Genomic DNA, 21146 nt, shown 5'->3' on the forward strand with positions numbered 1-21146 from the left:
TCATTCGATCTTTAATCTTCTTATTTAATTTTTAATTCTTTAATTCTTAATTTTCTCAATCCAGCCTTCTACGTCGTTTACCGACGGGTTGGTCAGTTCCAGTTTGTATTTCTTGTTAATACCGCAAATGTCTTGGTGCAGTTTTTGCGGATTCACATCTTTCATATCTTCTATTGTGTTGTAGCCGGCTTTCTGAATAACGGGTACCCAGTCTTCGGCAATGCCCAGTTCCATATATTTGGCGGGAGCATCTTTCGGAGTGATCTTTTCGGGGCGCATTTGCGGGAAGAACAGTACTTCCTGAATATACGACTTGCCTGTCATCAGCATCGTCAGACGGTCAATACCGATACCGATACCTGATGTGGGAGGCATACCGAATTGCAGGGCACGCAGGAAATCCTGGTCGATGAACATTGCTTCATCGTCTCCTTTTTCACTCAATCGCAATTGATCTTTGAAACGTTCTTCCTGGTCGATGGGATCGTTCAACTCGCTATAAGCATTGGCAAGCTCTTTACCGTTCACCATCAGTTCAAAACGTTCGGTTAGTCCCGGTTTACTGCGGTGCATCTTGGTCAGCGGACTCATTTCAACAGGATAGTCAGTGATGAAAGTAGGCTGAATGAAAGTGCCTTCGCAGAATTCACCGAATATTTCATCTATCAACTTGCCTTTACCCATGGTGTCGTCAATTTCCATTTTCAGTTCTTTGCAGACCTGGCGGATTTCTTCTTCACTTTTACCATTGAGGTCGTAACCTGTCTTTTCCTTGATAGCGTCCAGGATGGGTAAGCGGCGGTATGGTGCCTTGAAGCTGATGGTCTTACCGTCGATGGTAGTTTCTTCGCTGCCGTTCACGGCAATGCAGATACGTTCCAGCAATTTCTCGGTGAAACTCATCATCCAGTTGTAATCCTTATATTGTACGTACAGTTCCATACAGGTGAATTCCGGGTTATGGTTCTTGTCCATACCTTCGTTGCGGAAGTTCTTTCCGATTTCGTACACACCTTCAAAACCACCAACGATCAAACGTTTCAGGTAAAGCTCGGTAGCGATACGCAGATACAGATCCATATTCAGTGAGTTGTGGTGAGTGATGAAAGGACGGGCACTTGCTCCACCTGCGATGGATTGCAGAATCGGAGTTTCCACTTCCGTGTAGCCGGCTTCGTCCAGTACGGCACGCATGGTCTTAATAACCGTGGCACGTTTCAGGAATGTTTCTTTTACGCCGTCATTCACTACAAGGTCAACGTAACGTTGGCGATAGCGGAGTTCGGGGTCTTCAAAGGAGTCATAAGCTACACCATCTTTGTATTTTACAATAGGCAACGGTTTGATGGATTTTGCCAGTACAGTCAGCTTTTGGGCATGGATACTGATTTCGCCCATTTGGGTACGGAATACAAAACCCTCGATTCCAATGAAATCGCCTAAGTCGAGCAGGCGTTTAAATACAGTGTTGTAGAGATCCTTGTCTTCTCCCGGACAGATATCGTCGCGGGTAATATATACCTGAATGCGACCTTTAGAGTCCTGCAATTCAATGAACGAAGCCTTACCCATCACGCGGCGTGTCATCATACGTCCGGCTACGGATACTTTGCGAGGTTCAGCGTCATCTTTGAATTCTGCTTTTATATCAGTGGAGAAAGCATTGGTTACATACTCTGCAGCGGGATAGGGCTCGATGCCCATCGCGCGAAGTTCATTCATACTATTACGTCGAATGATTTCCTGTTCACTTAGTTCTAATACATTCATTTCGTTGTACATTAACACAATTTGGGGGCAAAAATACGAAACATTTTTCATATAATGGCACGAAGGAGGGGAGAATTAGGAAAAGTTTAGGGCTAACGTGTGCGCTGTTATTCAAAAATGTTTTCTGTCTTAATGAACAGAATACACTCCACTGACAGAGTTTATGCGGTCTTGCTGAAGGAGAGGGGCTTATTGTAATACTGTTATAAATCAGATGAGGTAAGGAGTCTGCCGGTATAAGCAAATCGGTGAGCTAAACTTCCCCTACGACAGAGGCTATCATCAATGCCGATGATGCCTACCATCAATGCCATTGATGATAGGCATCAATGGCATTGATGGTAGGATCAGTCTTGAACTGTTTTTCACACACACCGAAGGGTAGCCCGGCTATCGTTTGATTTGTATGTTGCTAATGGGCGAAATCTACTTTGCTGTCAGTTGATGGTATTGATCATAGAACATGGCGGCTATTCCGAAAGCATAAGCTCTTTCGTTTACAATGCCTCTGTTATAATAATAATCTTTATCACCGATACAGGTACCGTCACAAATGTTTTTCATTTTCAGGTACTTCCCTACAGGTTGCAGACTGTTTGCTTCCAAACCGGCATAAGCACGGTCTATCATAGGCATATACTTGTCGGCGGGTAATATTCCCAGTGCAATGCCTTTTGCTGCGGCATAGGCATACATGGCAGTGCTTGAGCTTTCTATAAAGTTCCCTTCTTCTCCCGGATAGATGGGCAATTGATACCAGTGTCCCGTCTTTTCATCCTGCAATGGATATAATGTATTGATTTTCTGTGTGAGAGATGCTTTCAGATACGGATAGTTTTCATCATTTTCGGGAAGAAGTTCCATTAAATCTACCAGAGTCATTAGAATCCAACCATTGCCGCGTCCCCAGAACTCATTGTTTCTGCGGTTGGGATTTTCCGCCCAACCGGGTTGGCAGCAAGGGTCCTGCGAAGGAATTGTATCATTGTCCCAACCGTGATACCAGAGACCGGTTTCCGGATCTTCCAGTTTCTCCGCATGCTTTTTCAATTGGGAGATGGCTTCCAGGAGGAATTCTTTGTTGCCTGTCAGTTTGTACATCTGCATCAGGAACTCGCCTACCATATATACGGTATCATCCCATAATTCAATCACTTCTTCTCTGTGTGACACACCTCCGTTGGTGGCTCTGGGGATATTCTTATATTGTTCGAAAATCTCATAAGCTTTGTCTTTGTATCGGCTTTCACCGGTGGTCTGTGCCAGATAGGCCAGTCCTAATCCGGAGATAACAGCGTTCGGGTGATGACCGTTGGCGTCCCCGAAAGTGGAGTCGACAGCTGTTTGTATGTATGGAAACAGATAGCCTTTATCTATATTATTCTCACAACGTACAACGGCGGATTTCAAGAATACGGCTTCGTTCCAGTTCCAGATATAGTCCTTTGCAGGCATATATTCTTCTACTACATACTGGGTAAGTTTGTCTCCCCATCTATTAAATTCTTTTTCTGACGAACAAGAAAAGAGCGACATAATGCTCAAGAAACTTACACATGTGATGAAATTCTTTTTCATGATACTATTTCTTTTATTTGATATTAAATTTTCCTTCTAAGCGAATATCGGTTGAAGCGGCGCCAATCATGACTTTGAACATTCCCGGTTCTACAACGAATTTATTATTCTTGTCCCATAAACCGAGATCCTGGGGAGTCAGTATGAAAGTTACTTTTTTCGTTTCACCCGGATTTAATGTGATCCGCTCGAAGCCACGCAATACTTTCATATAGGTCGTTACGCTACTCACTTCATCGCGGAGATAGAGTTGCACCACTTCATCACCTGTACGGTCTCCGGTATTGGTTACTTCACAACTAACCGTGATTTCTCCTTGCGGACCTTGCTCTTCGGGTGTTATCTGTAGATTCTTATAACTGAATTTTGTATAGCTCAGTCCATAGCCGAAGGGATACAGCGCACCGTATACGGCTGTTTCACAGGGTTCGTCGGAACCGGGTTTAAAGGGGAAAGCGAATGGTATCTGCCCCACTGATTTCGGGAAGGTCACTGCCAGACGTCCGCCCGGATTATAATCTCCGAACAATGCTTCCGCAATAGCCGTTCCGGCAAATTCTCCCGGGAACCATGCGTGCAGAATGGCGGGTATGTATTGATTGGCATAATTGATGGTGGCAGCACGTCCGTCGAGCAGAACCAGTACAGTGGGCTTTCCGGTTGCGTGTATAGCCTGCATCAGCTCTTGTTGATGTCCCGGAAGATCCAGACTGGTGCGTGAACGGTCTTCGCGGACTGTCAGTTCAGAACCACCCAAAACAAGCACCACCACTTCCGCATTGCGGGCTGCGGCAACTGCCTCGTCCAGCATTTGCTGTTCTTCCGTTGTTTTTTCGAAAGGCAATATCTCACTTTCCGGAAAGTGGCTGTCTATGATTTCGCATCCTTTTCTATAAACGACTTCTGTTTCGGGCAGTAACTCTTTGATGCCTTGATAAACTGTTTTGATCGGTGCATTTGCCGGACCATACCGGCAGATAAGTTGGGTCTGTTCGTTTGCATTCGGCCCGATGACAGCTACGGATTTCACTGTTTTCTTTAGCGGTAGCAGTTGATTCTCATTCTTCAATAAAACCAATGATTGACGGGCTGCCTCAAGAGCGACTTGTTGATGTTCTTTGCAGTGCACTATCTTCTCCGCTTGTTTCTCGTCTCCCCGGTAGGGATTGTCGAACAAGCCCAACCAGAATTTTATTCTCAGGATATCGGCAACCCGACTGTTAATCGTTTCCGGAGATACTTTTCCTTCTTTTATAGCCTGACGTAAAGGGAGTACGAAATCTTCCGGTTTGGTAAAATGAGTACGAATATTCAAACCGGCATTTACGGCTTGTGCCACTCCTTCAACTTCATTTGAGACTACGTGATGCTTAGTCGTTATGAATTCGACAGCCTCACTGTCGGATACTACATAACCTTTAAAGCCATATTCCTGTCGGAGAATCTCAGTCAGAAAGTGGTGGCTGCCTGTAATCGGTTCTCCATCGTAGTCGTTATATGAGCTCATCACTCCCAGCGCTCCGGCTTCGCAGAAGGCACGCCGGAATGGCTCCAGATAAAGCGTACGCATTTCGCGTGGCGACACATGAGGGTCGGTACGTGTCTTCCCGTCTCGTCCTCCTACCGGGATACTATATACCGCAAAATGCTTGACGGTAGAGACTAAGCGGTGTTTTTGCAAGCTTTGAATCATTTGCTTGCCTAATTGTCCTACCAGATAGGGATCTTCACCGTAACATTCCACAGAACGTCCCCAACGGGGATCCTGGCAGATATCCAGAATGGGAGAATAGATATTGGTGTAGCCTAAAGCAACCGCTTCTTTGGCTTCCACTTCGCCGATGCGTGCTATTAATTCTTTATTCCAGGTGCTTCCTTGTCCGCTCTGTGAGGGAAAGAATGTAGCGCGGTCGTGGCACAGTCCTCGTATACCTTCATTGGTGAAGTCAACAGGAATTCCTAAACGGGTTTCTTCTACAAACCAACGTTGGATTTCATGTTTTGCTTTCACGTGCTTATTGTAGGGGAAAGAGTATTCAGAACCGAATGTCCCTAATCCATTATGTTCTTCATCAATGTTTCCGATTCCGTCTTTCCATAATGCCTGTTTCCAGTGTTCCTCCGGCAGTGCATCTTCCAGGACACGTCCCGAACCGTAAAGGGTAGCCATTTGGCAAGTCTTTTCTTCCAGAGTCATTTGCGAAAGCAGGTCTTTAACCCGTTCTTCCATAGGTGCGGAAGGGTCTTCATAGATGTCCATTTTCCCATTTTTGTTGAAGTCGATCCAACCTTTTCGGTATATATCTTTAGGTGGAGCGCTCCATACGGCCATGCTGGTGCATGCCAGGAGTATAAGGCTGTTCAGCCTGTATAAATACAGTTTCTTCATGATAAATATTTATTGATTTACTTGTACTAATAAATAATCCATTGCCTTGACAGAGGCAGATACAGGGTATTTCTTTCCTGTCATGATGTTCAGAACCGGGATCTTGAATTCTATTATCTGGTCTTCATCTGAGAAATTAACGATATAAATATATTGCTTACCGTTGGTATCTTTCAGTCCGGCAATCTCTACCAGCGGATGGTTACATTGAGCTGGAACCTTTATGGAAGAGTTACTGACAACTTCTTTCATAAGTTTGTCTGCAATGCTTTGTTCAGGTACGGTAGCCACGTAGTACACGATTCCTTTTCCATATTTGTTGCAAGTGATGGCAGGATAGCCTTTAAAGTAATTTCCACTGAATGAAGCTGTCGGAGAAGCCGTCTTTACTTCTATTTGGTCGAACCAGAAATGGCATTGACCGGTCTGATCTCCATAAGTTAAAGTATTACTTTTTCGTCCGAACAGTGCTTCCTGCCCTTTCACTTCGATGCCTGCCAGTTGTTGCAGACGGGAGGTGACCAAAGCATCCGTCTTGTGCAGATGAATATCACGTACCCCGCTGATACAAGTTAGAAGAATTGTAGCACCTTGCCGGGCGGCTTCTTCCAGGCGTTGGCAAAAATCAGGAGAAGCAATGGCCAGATAAGGCACTACAATCAAACTATAACCGCTCAAATCTGCCTGAGATGAGATAACATCAGCCATAATTGATTGAGAGCGCAGAGCATGATAGTACTTATATACTTCACGCAGGTATTTAAGGTCGGGGCAGAATGTATAACCATTCTCGAAAGTCCAATCCATTTGGAAATCACGGATTACTGCAGCTTTAGCTATCGGCAACATTTCACCTGTCCGGGCGTAAATCTCTTGTAATTCCTTGGCTATCTGTTGTGCTTCGTAGAATTTACTTCGCTTTACATTATCGGATTCCATGACTCCTGCCATCAGATGCTCGTGTCCGGAATCGAAAGAACGGAAGGGGAAGAAAGTGGATAAACGACATCCGTAAGCTAGTTGCTGATGGTTCCATAAACGGGGATATCCCTCTTTTACGATCTCCTTTTGTGTAAGGGCCGTACGTCCGATCTGTGCTTCCGGCACCCATATAGACCGTGATTTGCCTCCTCGTATTATCTGCATGGCAAAAGATGTCATGGCAGGATCGAAAGGGTGTCCGATGTCATTCCCATAGAGATGTTCCAAAGTTACATTTACAGGATAATTGTCGAACGACAGGACATCGCATTCATCTGCCAGTTCATAGAGATTCATGGTGGTCACAAAGCCACTTCCTCCGATATTAGTTGTCACTGTCATGCCCGGAGCTACGGCTTTAACCACATCCCGTTGCATACGGAAGAATTCTAATGCTACATCCGAATAGAACCGTTGATAATCCAGATAAATACCCGGATTATCCATCCTGCGGGGGAGCCATACCTGTTCGAAGTTATCTAATGTTTCGCTCCAGAAGACGGTTCCCCAGGCTTTATTTAAGGCTTCTACAGTCTGATATTTCTTCTTCAGCCATAACTGGAATTTCTTCAGGCATTCAGGACAATAGCAATAGGGCTCTTCGGTTGCCAGTTCGTTATCTATCTGAAATCCGATGACGGATTTATTGTTTTTATAACGTTCCGCCAAGGTGCGTGTAATGCGTGTGCAGTATTGGCGGTAATCCTCGTTGTTGAGACAGGCATGGCGTCGGCGTCCATAGGGCTTCCTCTGACCGTCTGCTCCCATGATCATGATGTCGGGGTGTGCATCGTGCATCCATTTGGGTATGGCGGCAGTAGGGGTACATAACAGAGATTGTATGCCATGCTGTGACAGTGTCCGGATAGCATGATCTAACCATTCCAGCGTAAAGGCTCCGTCTTTAGGTTCCATACTATGCCAGGCGAAGTCACCCATCCGGGCTATGTTGAAATGCGCTTCCTTCATGAGACGTGCATCCTTTTCAACTTGCTCTTTATCGGTATGTTCCGGATAATAGGCAGCTCCTGTATAAACTTGCCCATGAACTGAAATGAAACCGCCTAAAAAGACCAGACAGCTGATCAGTAACTTCTTCATAGCTCTATTTTTTATAGCTGAATGATAATGGGATGATTGATGCATAATGCCTCATGGGCTATCAGGTTGATGAATGCCTCCCGTTCCCGGAACTGTTTGTCTCTCAACTCCCAGGCTGCATAAGCCCGGTAATTGTAGAGTCCGTTTGCGTCAGGTTTCATTTTGACGCACCAGGTTTTTATAATATTTGCGTTTTCTTCCGGTGTATGGAAGGTTTCTATCAAATTGTCAACAGGTACCAATAAACTCATGCCGAAATAGAAACTTCCGTTTACGGTCTGTTTGTCATGGGTGAGCATGGCATGCTGTTTCCCTTCATATTCTTCTTCCGTGAAAGGTTGCGTATTCAGGTTGTTGACAATACCGGTTACCAGGAAGTAATTTCCGGGTAGGGTAGTGGTGCTGATTTTCTTTTCATACCCGTATTTTCCTGCCCATATACTGATTTCTTCGTAAAGATCTATCTTGTTATTTTCTATTTGCCATCCTTTGTATGTCAAACGAATGATGGAGCGGACCGGTCCTTCTGTAACCAGCTCGTAGTAGGTGGAGTCGATAACATCTTCGGTATAACTTGCGGGGACACCCATGCGTGCCAGGCTGTCCGGAGTCTGCATGGCAAGTCCGCCCAAACCGAATGAGTTGGCTGCACTCAGAATGTCGCATCCCCATTCGCGTACTACCTGGTATGTATTTGCCGGATGTCCTTCCGGACTGATTCCCACTGTATCCAGCACCATTTCAGATATTCTTTTACCGAAAACATCGCAACAGTTACGGCCATCGAAGTACTGGCGGAATCCCATTTTATCATTTTCCCAGACAGGACCATCCATTTGATAAGGATACATCTCACTTCCTCGTGGAAGGTTGTATTTATCGTGTGAGTCGCGGGACAGTTCTTCGATAATTCCGGGGGAGGTCATCTTACCATAGCGGACATTCGTGCGAGGGGCGAATACCGGATATTTCTCCGGAGTAAGCCATTCCACTTTTAACCGGGTCTTTTCGGAAGGGGAAAAAGTATATACGAATGCCAGTTCATCCCATTCTCCGTCTCCGTTGAGGTCGTCCAGCTGACAAGGAATATATTCTCCCTGTCCGTTGGTTATCACAGGTTTGAGCAGCTTGTCTGTCGGATTGAGTTGTGCACGGGTCAATACCAGTGCTTCGTCTTCACGATTTATATCCAAAGGATTCTTCACGGTAAATTCCTTTAAACTCTGCGGAGAGTTACAACCTGTCAGGATTGCCAATCCTCCTGACAGGAGTAAACAACTCGCTATGAAATGATATTTTATATTCATGATTCTTCTGTTATTAATTGCGTATTACTTCCCATTCGTCATGGTTACCCATCTTTATTTCCAACTTGACAGGGCTTTTTCCCTGTTCGTTCCATTGAATATTTACTTGATATCCCTTATCTCCCAGATTGCTTATTTTTATGTTCCGGGATAACTTGATGGCATCCGTATTTTTGGAATGAGGTGCCAGGACAGATAACCAGCGTGTGTTTTTTCCGGCCTCCAGTGGACATTTGCTATAAACCGCATAATCATCATTCTTCCAATGTTTAGGCTGATACTGAATTCCGTTTTCCGATCCTGCCGGTGCATCGAAAGCAATAAAGAGACATTTGTCTCCTTCACCGTATTTATCAGTGAAAGCCCGTGCTTGTGCAGGGTAATGTAGCAGGGAAGCATCAAACCAGTCAGCTGTAGCCCCATCCGAATTTCCGCAACGGGGAGCGGAGGGAACGTGCCATACCGGACCGGCCACCAGCTTATCGGCAGCTTTTCCCGGCAGGAACTCATCCAATACGATTAGAAAACCTTCTTCTGTCAGAAGAGTGCTTCTTGTCCAAGATGAATCGTGGGTCCAGATTCCTTTGTAAGATACGGAACCATAACTGTCACCTGCCTTATTTTCAGCTTTGGCATCAGTCAGAATACCACCTTGCTGACGGTCCAGGCGTAAATTATGTTTCATGTCGTTATCATTGAAGGCTATCAGGATGGGTACTCGTGTCCAGCCCTTGATGGGAGTGACATATTTATATGATAATCCGATGCGGCTATAGTCCTCATTCACATTAACCTGTTCATTCATTTTGATACGGAGAACCGTACGGCCATATTTCGTGCGGATGCGCAATACCTGTTTGCCCGTTTCTGCATCGGTTACAATGGCATAATCCTCTTTGGCTAATTCCGTTTCGGGGAATTGCTGTGTCTTGTCGGGAGCAACGAAGCCAAATGACAGTTTGTCCGTCAGTTTATCAAACGGTACCAGTATTTTCTCTCCTTTATCTCCGGCAATGAACAGGTCACTGATATAAATATCTACGGGAACATCCGAAGGGCATACATTGCGTTTTTCATACCCGCCGAACCAGGTTCTTCCGGGGAATACCTTGCCGACTGATTCTTCTCCTTCGGTAGGGAGCAGTGCAAACTCCAACCTGATTTCATGCAGGTTTATCAAGTCATTATTTCCGGCTACGGCTTCCGGGTTTCCCCACATATAACCATAAGGAGCCTTCTGGTCAGTCAGTGCAAAATGAACATCAGTGGATCTTTGTGAATTGATGGTGTATCGTTTTGAAGGCGTATACCCTCGGGTAACCCGCATATTGGCGGAAGAATGATACCATCGTCCGGAATTCACTCCTGTGGTCTGACGGAAAGGATACTGCGCATCCGGTTCGGAAACCAGTAGCGTATTGTTCCATGCCGGCCATTCGTAGCGTCCTCTGTCGGCAATGATCATGGTGCCGTCTACTTCATAATGTATCAGGTCGCCACGTGTGTCGGAGATTCCACCATGGTAGAGGACATTGCAATCATCCTGAATCCAGAATTGGGCGAACGGAGCGCCTTCTTTGCGTGAAGGTGCCAGTATCAGGCGATCTTTACTTTGGTAAGTGGCAGGGAAAAGAGATTGCACGGAAGCTTGTAGTTCCGGGGCTTTGGCTTCCATACCTGCATATTGGGGATAAGCTTTTTCAAAAGCCTCTTCCGGAAGTCTTCCGGTTTTCATGTTGCCTGCCAGATATGTTTTTTTAAGTGCCCATAAAATAGTAGGATCGGGACAGACTTCCATAATGGCATCAAAAGCCTTTACGTAAGATTCTTGGTCGTACGGTTCTCCATCTCCTGTAGAGCATACCAGACCGGAAGAACTGACATGGTTTCTGAATTTGTAATATACCTGTTTCAGCTTATCCCCTTTTAATTCCTTCTGTTTGCCAAGCTTTACACCTAAAGCTATCAGGCGGGGAATATTATGGGCCACATACGCAGGTTCATAACTGTCTCCCGGTTCATACCAGTCATTCCATACGGCTTCGGCATAAGCTTTCCACAATTTGGCATCTTTGTGTTTCGGAAACAATCTGGCAGCTGCCAAGGCTCCCATGGCATAATTTGCTGCCCGGTTGTTCGGACCGCGTTCTTCGCAAAAACTCATCTGACTGACAAGAGATTCGGACAGTTGTCTGAGTTCCGCGTCCATCAGTTTGTTTTCTTTAAGTATGCGTATGGAATCGAAAAATTTCTCGCGGGCAAAGAAAGATACTTCCAGAGGGCGGGATTGGTTCCGGGTAGACTCGAAGGCATCCAGGATGCCTAACAGAATGGTTTTGCCTTGAAGCATTTTCTCCTTATTGCCGGAACTTACCAGATCATAGACAACGTAGATATCCTTATCGTTACTATGATAAAAAGTAACATGATCCTTGATTCCGGTATGTCGGAGGATTTCCTGTCGGGCTTCACTGCGCGTCATCCGGTCGAGTACTTTTTCTTGTGCACACAGTGGTGGTGTGCACAAGAAAAAGGCTGTCAGTAAAGAATATCCGGTGGTTAATACTATGTTTTTCATGTTTTGTGAGGTTAGTTTTTACTTTGTAAAGAACGTGATTTTATTTGGCAAGTAATGCATAGGCACACCATAAAACCGGAGCTTGTCCATGGAGATCTCCCGTTAAAGCTTTACGGTTACGGTAGTGTTCACTATTGTCTCCCAGCATGGTACCTTCGCATACGGCTTCCACATCTCCTTGTTCATTTACATATTTGGTTAAAGCTATCCAGGCGTTCCGGGCTACCGGCCCGTATTCTTCGGCAGGTAACCAGCCTTTCTTGACACCTGTAATCATGGCGTATGCGAACATGGCCGAACCGGAAGTTTCTTCCCACATGGAAATATCGTCTACTACCTGTTTCCACATACCATTCTCATCCTGTGTATCTTTTAGTTTCTCCATCATTTTCAGATATCCTTTCATGATTTCCGCTCTGTCCGGATTGTCTTGCGGAAGCATCCGGAGCAGTTCGGACATACCGGCTGCCATCCAACCATTACCGCGTCCCCAGCAGAAGGGAGCTGTTGGTGCGTGGTAGAACAGTCCTGAAGGTTGCTGTATTGAATCCAGATAAAGCACCATTTCGCGAGCTGCTCTGTCTATATATTTACGGTCGTTCGTTACCCGATAAGCCTGCGCTTGGATAGTGGTGATCATATACATGTCGTCCAGCCAGAAGCGAGTCTGCCAGGAATAACCTTTGTCGTCCCATTCCTTTTGTTCCGGTTGACAGATATCAGCATCTTTGAAATCCCCATACATACTGCTTTGGCGTTCTTCACCTTCTTCCAGTTTCCAGTTGGCTGGTAATTCCCATTGAGAGTCGGCATACATCATGCCTAATGTTTTATAACGCTCTTCTCCGGTTTGCAGGTAAAGTTCCAGCGGCACGGCTCCGAAGACATTGTTGTCTACATGATTCGGCTTCGGCTGCAAGTAAGCCTCATTGGTGAATAAAGGCTCGAAACGGGCTTTCAGACGTTCTGTCAAATCCTTGTTGTCTGTTTCCTGAGCAAACCAAAGTCCTCCTAACCAAGTGCATACATCCGGATAGGTGATTTGTGTTCTTGGTTCGTTCACACGTAAGGGGCTGCCATATTGCGAATGCCCTTGTTCCAGAAACCGATTTGTAATTTTATTCCCGATTTCTATAGGGCTGGCTTCTTGTGGGAGATTGTCAAAGTACCCGTTCTCTTTAGGAGCACAAGATGCCAGCACCAACGCAGCCAATGCTGCTGTGAATAGTTTACTTTTCATATTTTCTTGTATTTTTTATATTGTTAGTTCGGATAATATTTCTCGGGTGTCATGAATGAAGGTACATAAGGTTCCATCCAGAATGCAGAGGTACGCTTGTATTTCAGTTCGGTATCCGGATACCAGTTAGCCCAGGATGCCGGATGTGTATCGGCGATAGGAGACTGTACGCTTTCGCCATACCCGTTCACAGTGGTAACGGTATATTCATAGACTGTAAACGAACCGGCATCAAGAGTCGGATTGTCTAACTTACCGGGGAATCGGCATGCTTTGATGACTCCGGCAGCTTCCATATCTGTATACTGATTGGCTTTACCTTCAAATATAAGTGTGAAATCTTTGTCACCGGCCTTTCTCCGGTATATACGATATTTCTGTGCACCTAATACTTTTCCCCATGATAAGTCTACCTTCCCCTTGTCTAAATTCAGGTGCAGACCTTCCGGGTAATGTGGTGCTTGGTTAGTGGTATAAACCGGATACTCTTGGGCAAAGACGGCCGTATGCTTTCCGTTTACAGACAGAGCCCGTACATGTATCTTTCCGGCAGGTTGCGGAGCCAGTTTGTATACTGACCGGGTGGTTGTGCCTACCTCCGTCCATGTTTGCCCATTGTCTCGTGATGTTTCTATTTTTACCTTTTTGGCTGATGCAGGTATATCCAGATAAATAAGTGTACCGTTAGGAGTATATTCTGTGTCGATAATATCGGTTGGCATTGGAGTAACTTCACGTGCATACTCTATGTGATGCTCTCCTACGGGCAAAGAGATATTGCTTGTTCCCTGTTGTGCGATACCGTCGATATATAATTTTCCGCCGGACATTCCTTTTAGAGTTAATCTGGCTTTTCCATCACTCTTATAGCGTCCTTTGCAACTGTTGGCGTTTGTGCGGGTCATGGCAATTGCCGTACCGGCGTCCGACAATTCGATCGAAAAACCGTCGGCAGAAAGGAGTGTACCCTTCATTAAAGCAAGTTGCAAGGTTCCATTATCCATCCGGCGGATTACTCCGGCCTCTCCGGTGAATGATTCTTTTTCTGACTGATGGCTTATTCCTGTTCCATCACGGAAGATAACATCAGTACTGTGAGGAGCTTTGATGTACAATATATTAGATGGTTCATTTTGGGATTTGGGTACAAAATCGTAAATGCTTGTATGGGCCAGCAAAGCCGGGTTCACAACTTTCCCATGTAGAACGTTGATATCTCCTTTCTTGTGTGAAACCAATGTCAGCAGCGAACCGTCCGCATCCCGGTAGAAACCTTTGGAATGATTGGTTTCTCCTTTGGTCCAATGATCCGGGCGTGCTTTTTTGCCAAAGAAAACGATTTGCGGAAATTCATCTTCTTTCTGAACGAACCAAGAGAAACGGGCACCTGCTCTCCAATTCGTTCCGGTCTGATCGTAGAGTAGGAAGTAATCTGTACCTACCAGCAGGATGCTGCGTGATAAATATTCCGGCCAGGCAAAACTGTCTTCTCCTTTAGCGGAACGGAGTTCTGCCAGCTGCACTATATCCAGGTCATAAAGTGGAGCCACAAGTTCGTTCATTCCGATGTTACAGAAAGCCCCGTTTTTCATTACTCCGAAGTTAGTGATGCCATCCAGATTATTTTGTACATGGTCACCTACCACTTCGTTTTCATGCCCCGTATATATTTTACCTTTTGCATAGAAGTAAAGTCCGCCGGAGTTACCTTGTCCCTGATGTCCCCAACGATAGTTAGGGCCTTTATCCACCTGGTTTAAGTGAATGGACAATTCTTCGTCTGTGTCTACTCCTGCACGCAGAACAATGCCGTGTCCGGTATATTTCGTACTTCTTAAATGCGGATTGGTTCCCATGTTATGGGAAGGGTATTGTTTCTGATGGACATTCCCCCAATTGGTGTGTGTATCTTTGGTTTCAACACCCGGCCCCATCTTGCCGTTCCAATATAGATTTTCAGCTAAGAGCGGATCGTAGTATTGCATCCAGTCGGCCAACTGGTAAACGGAGCAGTAGCGTGGAACAATCCGTCCCCCTCCGTGAGCACCATGGGGCGGATAACTTCTTTCCATCTTTTCTTTGTATTGAATGGGAGCGGTCATCATGTCCAGCATCCAGTGTCCCCGTTGTACCATGTATTTTCCGGCAAAACGGTTTTTGCCATCGAACTCTTTCAGTGCGATATTGGTAGCTGAGGTGGGACGTAAGAAAGCCCAATTATAGATACCCAGGCTTTCTACCCAACGTCCTCCTTTGGATTCGAAGGCTTTTACTTCAGGACGTGTATAGAAGATACCGTATATTTCCAGTGTTTTTTCAAAGAAATCCGCCCATTCTTTGGCCATCGGGTGTTCGGGGTAGAGGAAAGACATCTGCCCCGGTACTGCCCAGCCGTCTGCTGCCATATTAGCGGTTCCCGCTAATGAAGTGCGGATGGTATTCATCGCTTCCAGTGTATTGATGTAAGCGGATATGAGCATCAGGCCGTCTACGGTCTGCTTTTGTTCCGTGGTCAGTTGTTTGTAAAGTGCCAGGTAATCTTCTATCCAGCTGCCGAAAAGCGGGCGGTGAGAAATGGAATGAATGCCGGGAAATCCATTTAAGCCTGTCATATAATAAGCCATTGGAGAGGTTATTATCTGCTGATAGAATTGTTCGGCAGTGGGTGAACCTGTTTTCCCTGTAAAAGGAGTATCCGGATGTTTTGCATGTGCCGGATACTCCAGAATCCAATCTTTCACCTTATTTAAATTTAATAGCGCATACTGACGGTGTAATAGCATAGCGTAGCGGAAGCCCATCTCATCCGAATGGTCTGCACCACCCTTGACTGCTATTTCGTCAATGCTTTTATTGAATTTGTCAACTATACCCTGTTTCTTTTCAATTGTATATAAAGTTATGGCCGTGGACCGGCTGCCGGAATGGAGCGGATACTTGAAATATAATTTCTGACCTGCATAACGGAAATATACAGATAGATCCGGAGTGGGCTGCCAGATTCCGTATTGCTGATCATCCCAGCGATTATGGTCATATACAAATACGCCTAATTCTCTGGCTGCATCCTGAGTTTCCCAGAAAGAGATTGCCGGAACCTGTTCGCGTGTTGAATTTCCTCCGAAGGGTAAGAGGCGATACAACATTTGCTTATCGGGCTCTTCTATCCAGCCCATTCCTGTCCAGTGCGGATCTTCCTGGCTCCAGTTGGTGTATATGGGTTGGTCGATGGGCAAACCTCCGTCTACTGATACTTCCTTTTGCCTGTCCCAGTTGCCATAACGGCGCGTAGGATGGAAGTTATCCCATTCCATATCTATAAACACCTCATCCTGGTTTGATATATTCTCCATTTGTTCGTCGAGGATGACGAAGGGATAACCTTGTATGACTTTTACCTTGGCATAATAAGAAGCCTGGTTATCTAATATATAATGTATTCCACATTCTATAAACAAGTCGCCTGATTCTAAAACGGATGTTTTTATCTCTTTTACGGTGCGCTGCCCGGTGTGTAGCTTGTTATTGCCTATCTTTTGATGATCGTTCAATATGGAGATTATGGGAGCGGGAATTGTGTGCCCCGGATTGATTCCTCCGGCAGGTATTTCCACACCGAAGTTTCCGTCACTGATCAGCCAGGTTGACGCCTGTTTCTGAAGTGTAACAGGTGAACTTTGCCGGGAGACATTGTTTTTCCGAAGATACAATGTATAGTTGAATTCCCCTCCGCTTGGTAGCTCTGCGAAGAAGTTTATAACGGCAGATTTCAGTTTCCCGTTTTCAATGACTTTGTCTGATAATTGGAATGGAACAGAACGGCTCTGCTTATTATCGGAAAGGCTCAGTTCCGATTCGGACTGTATTCCTTCCGGAAAGTAAACCGGATAGCTTAAAAGAGTACGGGGCCAGTCATATATAGACAGGTTTATACAATCTTTCCGGGAGAAATTCAGCGGTTTCTCCCTAGATACGATGGCCTGTTGTGCAAAGCCTGTATTTGCAAAAAATAGTATTAGTAATAATGCAATCACGTGGTTTCTCATGGTCATAAACTTTACCTGATTTTTTTGCAAACTTAGGCGAAAAGCCTTTGACAGACTATGAAAATAGTGTCAAAGACTTGTATTTTAGACCTGCGACCGATTATTTACCAATATTCTTGATATATTCGGTAGGAGTTTGATTGAATACAGATTTAAAAACCTTACTAAAGTAAGCCGGATCGGAAAAGCCCACTTCATAGGCAACCTCTGCAATGGTCATGCCTCCGGACTGGAATTTTTCCACAGCCATTTTCATCCGGATATTTAGGATCAGTTTGTTGGGTGATAAATCGGATATCGCTTTAATTTTCCGGAAGAATTGTGTACGGCTCATACCTAATTTATTATATAGAACTTCCATGGATAATTCCGGATCCTGTGCATTTTCTGTAATTAATTCTACCAGTTTTTGCATGAATGGGTCCTCTACTGTGATTTCCTCTACAGGAACTTCCGTCCTCTCTAACTTCTGGCAGAACAAGTCTCTCAGTTTTTCTCTGTTTTTGATGAGGCTTTCTATTTTAGCCAGTAGTATTTGCGCATTGAATGGCTTTAATATATAGTCATCAGCTAAAGCCTGATATCCATCTTTTACATGCTCTTCCAGGCTTTTTGCTGTTAGCAGGACTACCGGAATATGAGCTAAAGCCATGTCATTTTTTATAGCCCGGCAGAGCTCCAATCCGTCCATTACGGGCATCATGATGTCGCTGATAATCAGATCGGGCATCTGCTCTCTGGCTATATGTATGGCGCTTTTCCCTTCAGGAGCTTCCTGCACATTGTAGGTCTTGGATAGTTTGGAAACAATGTATTGGCGCATGTCCTCGTCATCTTCCACTACCAGAATCCGCAGGCGATTATCAGAATCTTCGGGTATTTGCTGGTGATATTCCGGATCTACGGACAATACACTGTTCTTTTCTACTTTCAATGTATGGGTAATTGCCTGGTCAGTATAGATTACATTGGAATTGGCGTAGTGTTCCTTTCCCAGTTGCAGGCGTATAAAGAACGTCGTTCCTTGTCCGGGCGTACTTTCCAGCCATATCTTGCCGAAATGCAGTTTAACCACGTATTGCACCAGATTAAGTCCGATGCCACTGCCGAACATTCCACCTTTGTTGCCGTTTCCTATCTGAAAGAAAGGATCGAAAACCTTGCTTTGATTCTCAGGAGATATACCTTCCCCGAAGTCTTTCACGGAAAGAACAACGCTGTTTTCCTCCATATTGGATTCTAACTGGATCTTTCCACCTCTGGAAGAGTGTTTTATTGCATTCGAGAGCAGATTAAACATTACTTTACTCATCAGGTCTACATCTACCCACAAATTGTTGCCATAATAGTTGTTGGAGTACGAAATGGTAAGTTCATGCTTGTTCAGCAATTCGGAGAAACTATCAATCTGTTCGGTAATGAATACAGGTACATTCAGGCTGCTTAGTTTCAGTTGCATGGCTCCATGTTCTAATTTGCGGAAATCCATCAATTGGTTCACCAGAAGTAGCAGGCGGTTTGCGTTCTTTTGTATCTGTTTCATCGGATATTTTAAACCCGAAGGAAGCTGTTCATCATTGATGATATCGTCCACCGGACCGGTTATCAATGTGAGCGGTGTCCGGAGTTCGTGAGAGAAATTAGTGAATAATTCAATCCTCATCTGGTAGTTCTTCTCGATATTCTCTTTTTCTATCTGTTCGATTTGGCGTTTGTACTTGGCTGTTTTCTTTTCATAAAAATAGCGTGCTAATACTGCCAGAAAGACGATGATGAATAAGATGTAGAGGGTCTTTGCCCACCAGGTGGCCCAGAATGCAGGATGTACTGATATGATAATGGTTGTTTCTATTGTGCTCCAGATTCCTTCGTTATTGCATGCCTTGATACTGAAAATATATTTACCTGCCGGGAGATTGGAGTATATTACTTCATTATTTTCAATGTAATGCCACTCTTTATCCAGCCCTTTTAACTGATAAGCATATTTGTATCCCTTGGGAGAGATAAAGTCGAGCGCAGAGTATTTGATTCGTATGGATGAGTTATCATACGGCAGATCAACCTTGTTTCCTTCATTGAAGTTATTGATTTCAATATGGCCGGGTGCATTTTTAGAATTTAGTGATTCCACCAGGGATATCTGTACCAAAGGTGCTGTCTCTCTGTCATGAGACAAACGTGTCGGGTCCAGTTCCGCCAGTCCGTTGTTACCACCTATATAGATGTGTCCGTTACTGGCTTGCAACAGTGACTTGTGCGAAACTTCATTCAAAGGAAAGCCGTTGCCACGGGTAAAATTAACGATGATCCCATCCGGCTTGATCTGTGACAATCCGTTGATGGCAGATACCCATATATCCTTGCTGGTACGATCTTCCAGAATGGCACAGATAGAATTGTGTACTAATCCGTTATCTTTGTTATAATGGTGTATTTCCTGTTTTTCCAGATTACATTTATACAATCCGTTGTCATAAGTGCCGATCCAGATGTTTTTGGCATGGTCCTCATAGAGCACACTTATATTCTTGTCATTCAGTTCCTCGAAGGTGGTCCGTTCACCTTTAAAGTAGTGTTCGGGATTTTCAGGTTGATGCCTGAATATCCATAAACCATTGGTACGAACTCCCACTATCATGTCATCTCCATGTCGCAGAATATCTTGTGTCAACATATACCGGGTAGTGGCATTATAATTGGTCGATAGATTCCGGTCCAGCTTTTGCGTTTTCTCATCCCAGTAAGACAGGTCATCTTCTGCTATCCATAAGTGGTTTTCCGCATCTCTTGCCATTGCACGGATTTGTTCTTCACCGCTCATTGAGGCAATCACTTTGGTTATGGAACGGGTTCTCAGATTGAGCGAATAAACTCCCATATTTAAGAAATAGAGGTAGAGCTCGTCTGGTGAATTTCGGTAAACATAGTATAAGTCCGTATCGTGTTTGGGAGAATTACCTCCGGATATATTTACTTCTTCTATATGCTTCGGATTGTTTACATCCATGGCTATAAGCCCCTTGCTATGTCCGATCCATAATTTACCTTGTGATTCGGATAATGAACCTACTACTTGGATTCCGGTGGTCTGCTGAGAGGAGGATGTTAAAGAATGATGAGTAAAAGTAAACAGCTTGGGATGATAATAAATGGCTCCCTGGCTGAAAGTACCTATCCATAATGCTCCTTGATTATCCTTATAGACTGTCATCAGGCGGTCCCTTATAGCAAGGTGTTGATCTACTTTGGTATAAAAGAAAGAGTGCTTAATGTCATAAGCCACCAATCCCCGGTCGGTTGCAAGCAGCAGGGTGGAATCATTATATTCCGTGATGTCATGAATGTAATTGCTTTCTATCGGAACATCCGGATGAACTGTGTATGAAATTGGCCTGATTTCTTCTTCTTTAGGAAAGTATTGGTAGAAATTCTTTAGCTCTTCTCCGAGCCAGATACGTCCTTTACTATCTGTAAATCCTTTCATTAAGGAGAAACGTTTTTCATTTTTGTGTAAAATCTTGTAGCGTTCAGTCCTTACGTCATAAAGTGCCAGCCCCTGATTCACCACATCCAGCAACAGAGCATACGGGCTCGCGGCAGCCATCATGTGAATATAGGTATCACGCATATCTTTCACATATGAACACGTTCCGTTGCTTTTGAAAACATATAATCCTTGTTTGGTAGCTACCCAGATATTTTTTTTAGGATCTTCGTGCAGGCCTACAACCACGGACGAGGGAAATTCTTTTCCTGTATACCGCTCCTGTAAATCGATAAACTTTTCCTGCATGGGGTCGAAGAGAACGATTCCACTGAAGGTACCGATCCAGAAGAGGCCGTCCGATAGTTGCGTGATACTCACAATATCGTTAGGCTGCTTGACTTCTTTGCTGGGCAGGTGATAATAGTTCTTTATCTCGTAACCGTCCAACCGGTTCAAACCGTTTTTGGTACCGATCCAAATATAACCTTTATCGTCCTGGCAGATAGCTTTTACAGTGCTGTTTGATAATCCATCCTTTACAGAGTAGCTATTCAGCGTAATGTTCTGTGCCGATGCGCTAATATACCCTAATGAGAGTATGAACAAGATAAATAGATGCTTTGCGATATTCTGCATTATCTTCGGAAACATAAAATTCAAGTTATA

9 protein-coding genes are annotated in these 21146 nt (G+C 44.6%); all 9 read right to left on the reverse strand.

Annotation, left to right across the window (positions count from 1 at the left end):
• Positions 1 to 39: 39 nt before the first annotated feature.
• Positions 40 to 1770, reverse strand: coding sequence for a lysine--tRNA ligase (gene lysS / locus K429_RS0103225; protein ID WP_025726026.1), 1731 nt, complete (start codon positions 1768 to 1770; stop codon positions 40 to 42).
• Between the two features lie 426 nt (positions 1771 to 2196).
• Positions 2197 to 3348 carry a glycoside hydrolase family 105 protein gene (locus K429_RS0103230; RefSeq protein WP_025726027.1) on the reverse strand — a complete coding sequence of 384 codons (1152 nt, stop codon included), beginning with the start codon at positions 3346 to 3348 and terminating at the stop codon, positions 2197 to 2199.
• Positions 3349 to 3361: 13 nt separating this feature from the next.
• Entirely contained in the window at positions 3362 to 5680 is a 2319-nt protein-coding gene (locus tag K429_RS0103235) for a glycoside hydrolase family 3 N-terminal domain-containing protein (protein WP_044096452.1), read from the reverse strand.
• Between the two features lie 66 nt (positions 5681 to 5746).
• Complete coding sequence (locus K429_RS0103240; RefSeq protein ID WP_025726029.1) at positions 5747 to 7819, reverse strand: beta-galactosidase; 2073 nt, start codon at positions 7817 to 7819, stop codon at positions 5747 to 5749.
• 11 nt (positions 7820 to 7830) lie between these two features.
• Positions 7831 to 9126, reverse strand: a complete 1296-nt coding sequence (locus K429_RS0103245) for a DUF4861 domain-containing protein (RefSeq protein ID WP_025726030.1) — start codon at positions 9124 to 9126, stop codon at positions 7831 to 7833.
• 13 nt (positions 9127 to 9139) lie between these two features.
• On the reverse strand, positions 9140 to 11704 hold the full coding sequence (locus tag K429_RS0103250; protein WP_025726031.1) for a hypothetical protein: 2565 nt from the start codon (positions 11702 to 11704) through the stop codon (positions 9140 to 9142).
• Positions 11705 to 11744: 40 nt separating this feature from the next.
• Positions 11745 to 12944: a glycoside hydrolase family 105 protein gene (locus tag K429_RS0103255; protein ID WP_025726032.1), complete on the reverse strand. Its 1200-nt coding sequence runs from the start codon at positions 12942 to 12944 to the stop codon at positions 11745 to 11747.
• A gap of 23 nt (positions 12945 to 12967) precedes the next feature.
• A complete protein-coding gene (locus tag K429_RS0103260) occupies positions 12968 to 16990 on the reverse strand; it encodes a hypothetical protein (RefSeq protein WP_025726033.1) in 4023 nt (1340 codons plus the stop codon).
• 100 nt (positions 16991 to 17090) lie between these two features.
• Positions 17091 to 21131, reverse strand: coding sequence for a two-component regulator propeller domain-containing protein (locus K429_RS0103265; RefSeq protein WP_052340638.1), 4041 nt, complete (start codon positions 21129 to 21131; stop codon positions 17091 to 17093).
• Between the last annotated feature and the right edge of the window lie 15 nt (positions 21132 to 21146).

This window comes from Bacteroides sp. 14(A) (genome assembly GCF_000526555.1).
Lineage (GTDB): Bacteria > Bacteroidota > Bacteroidia > Bacteroidales > Bacteroidaceae > Bacteroides > Bacteroides cellulosilyticus.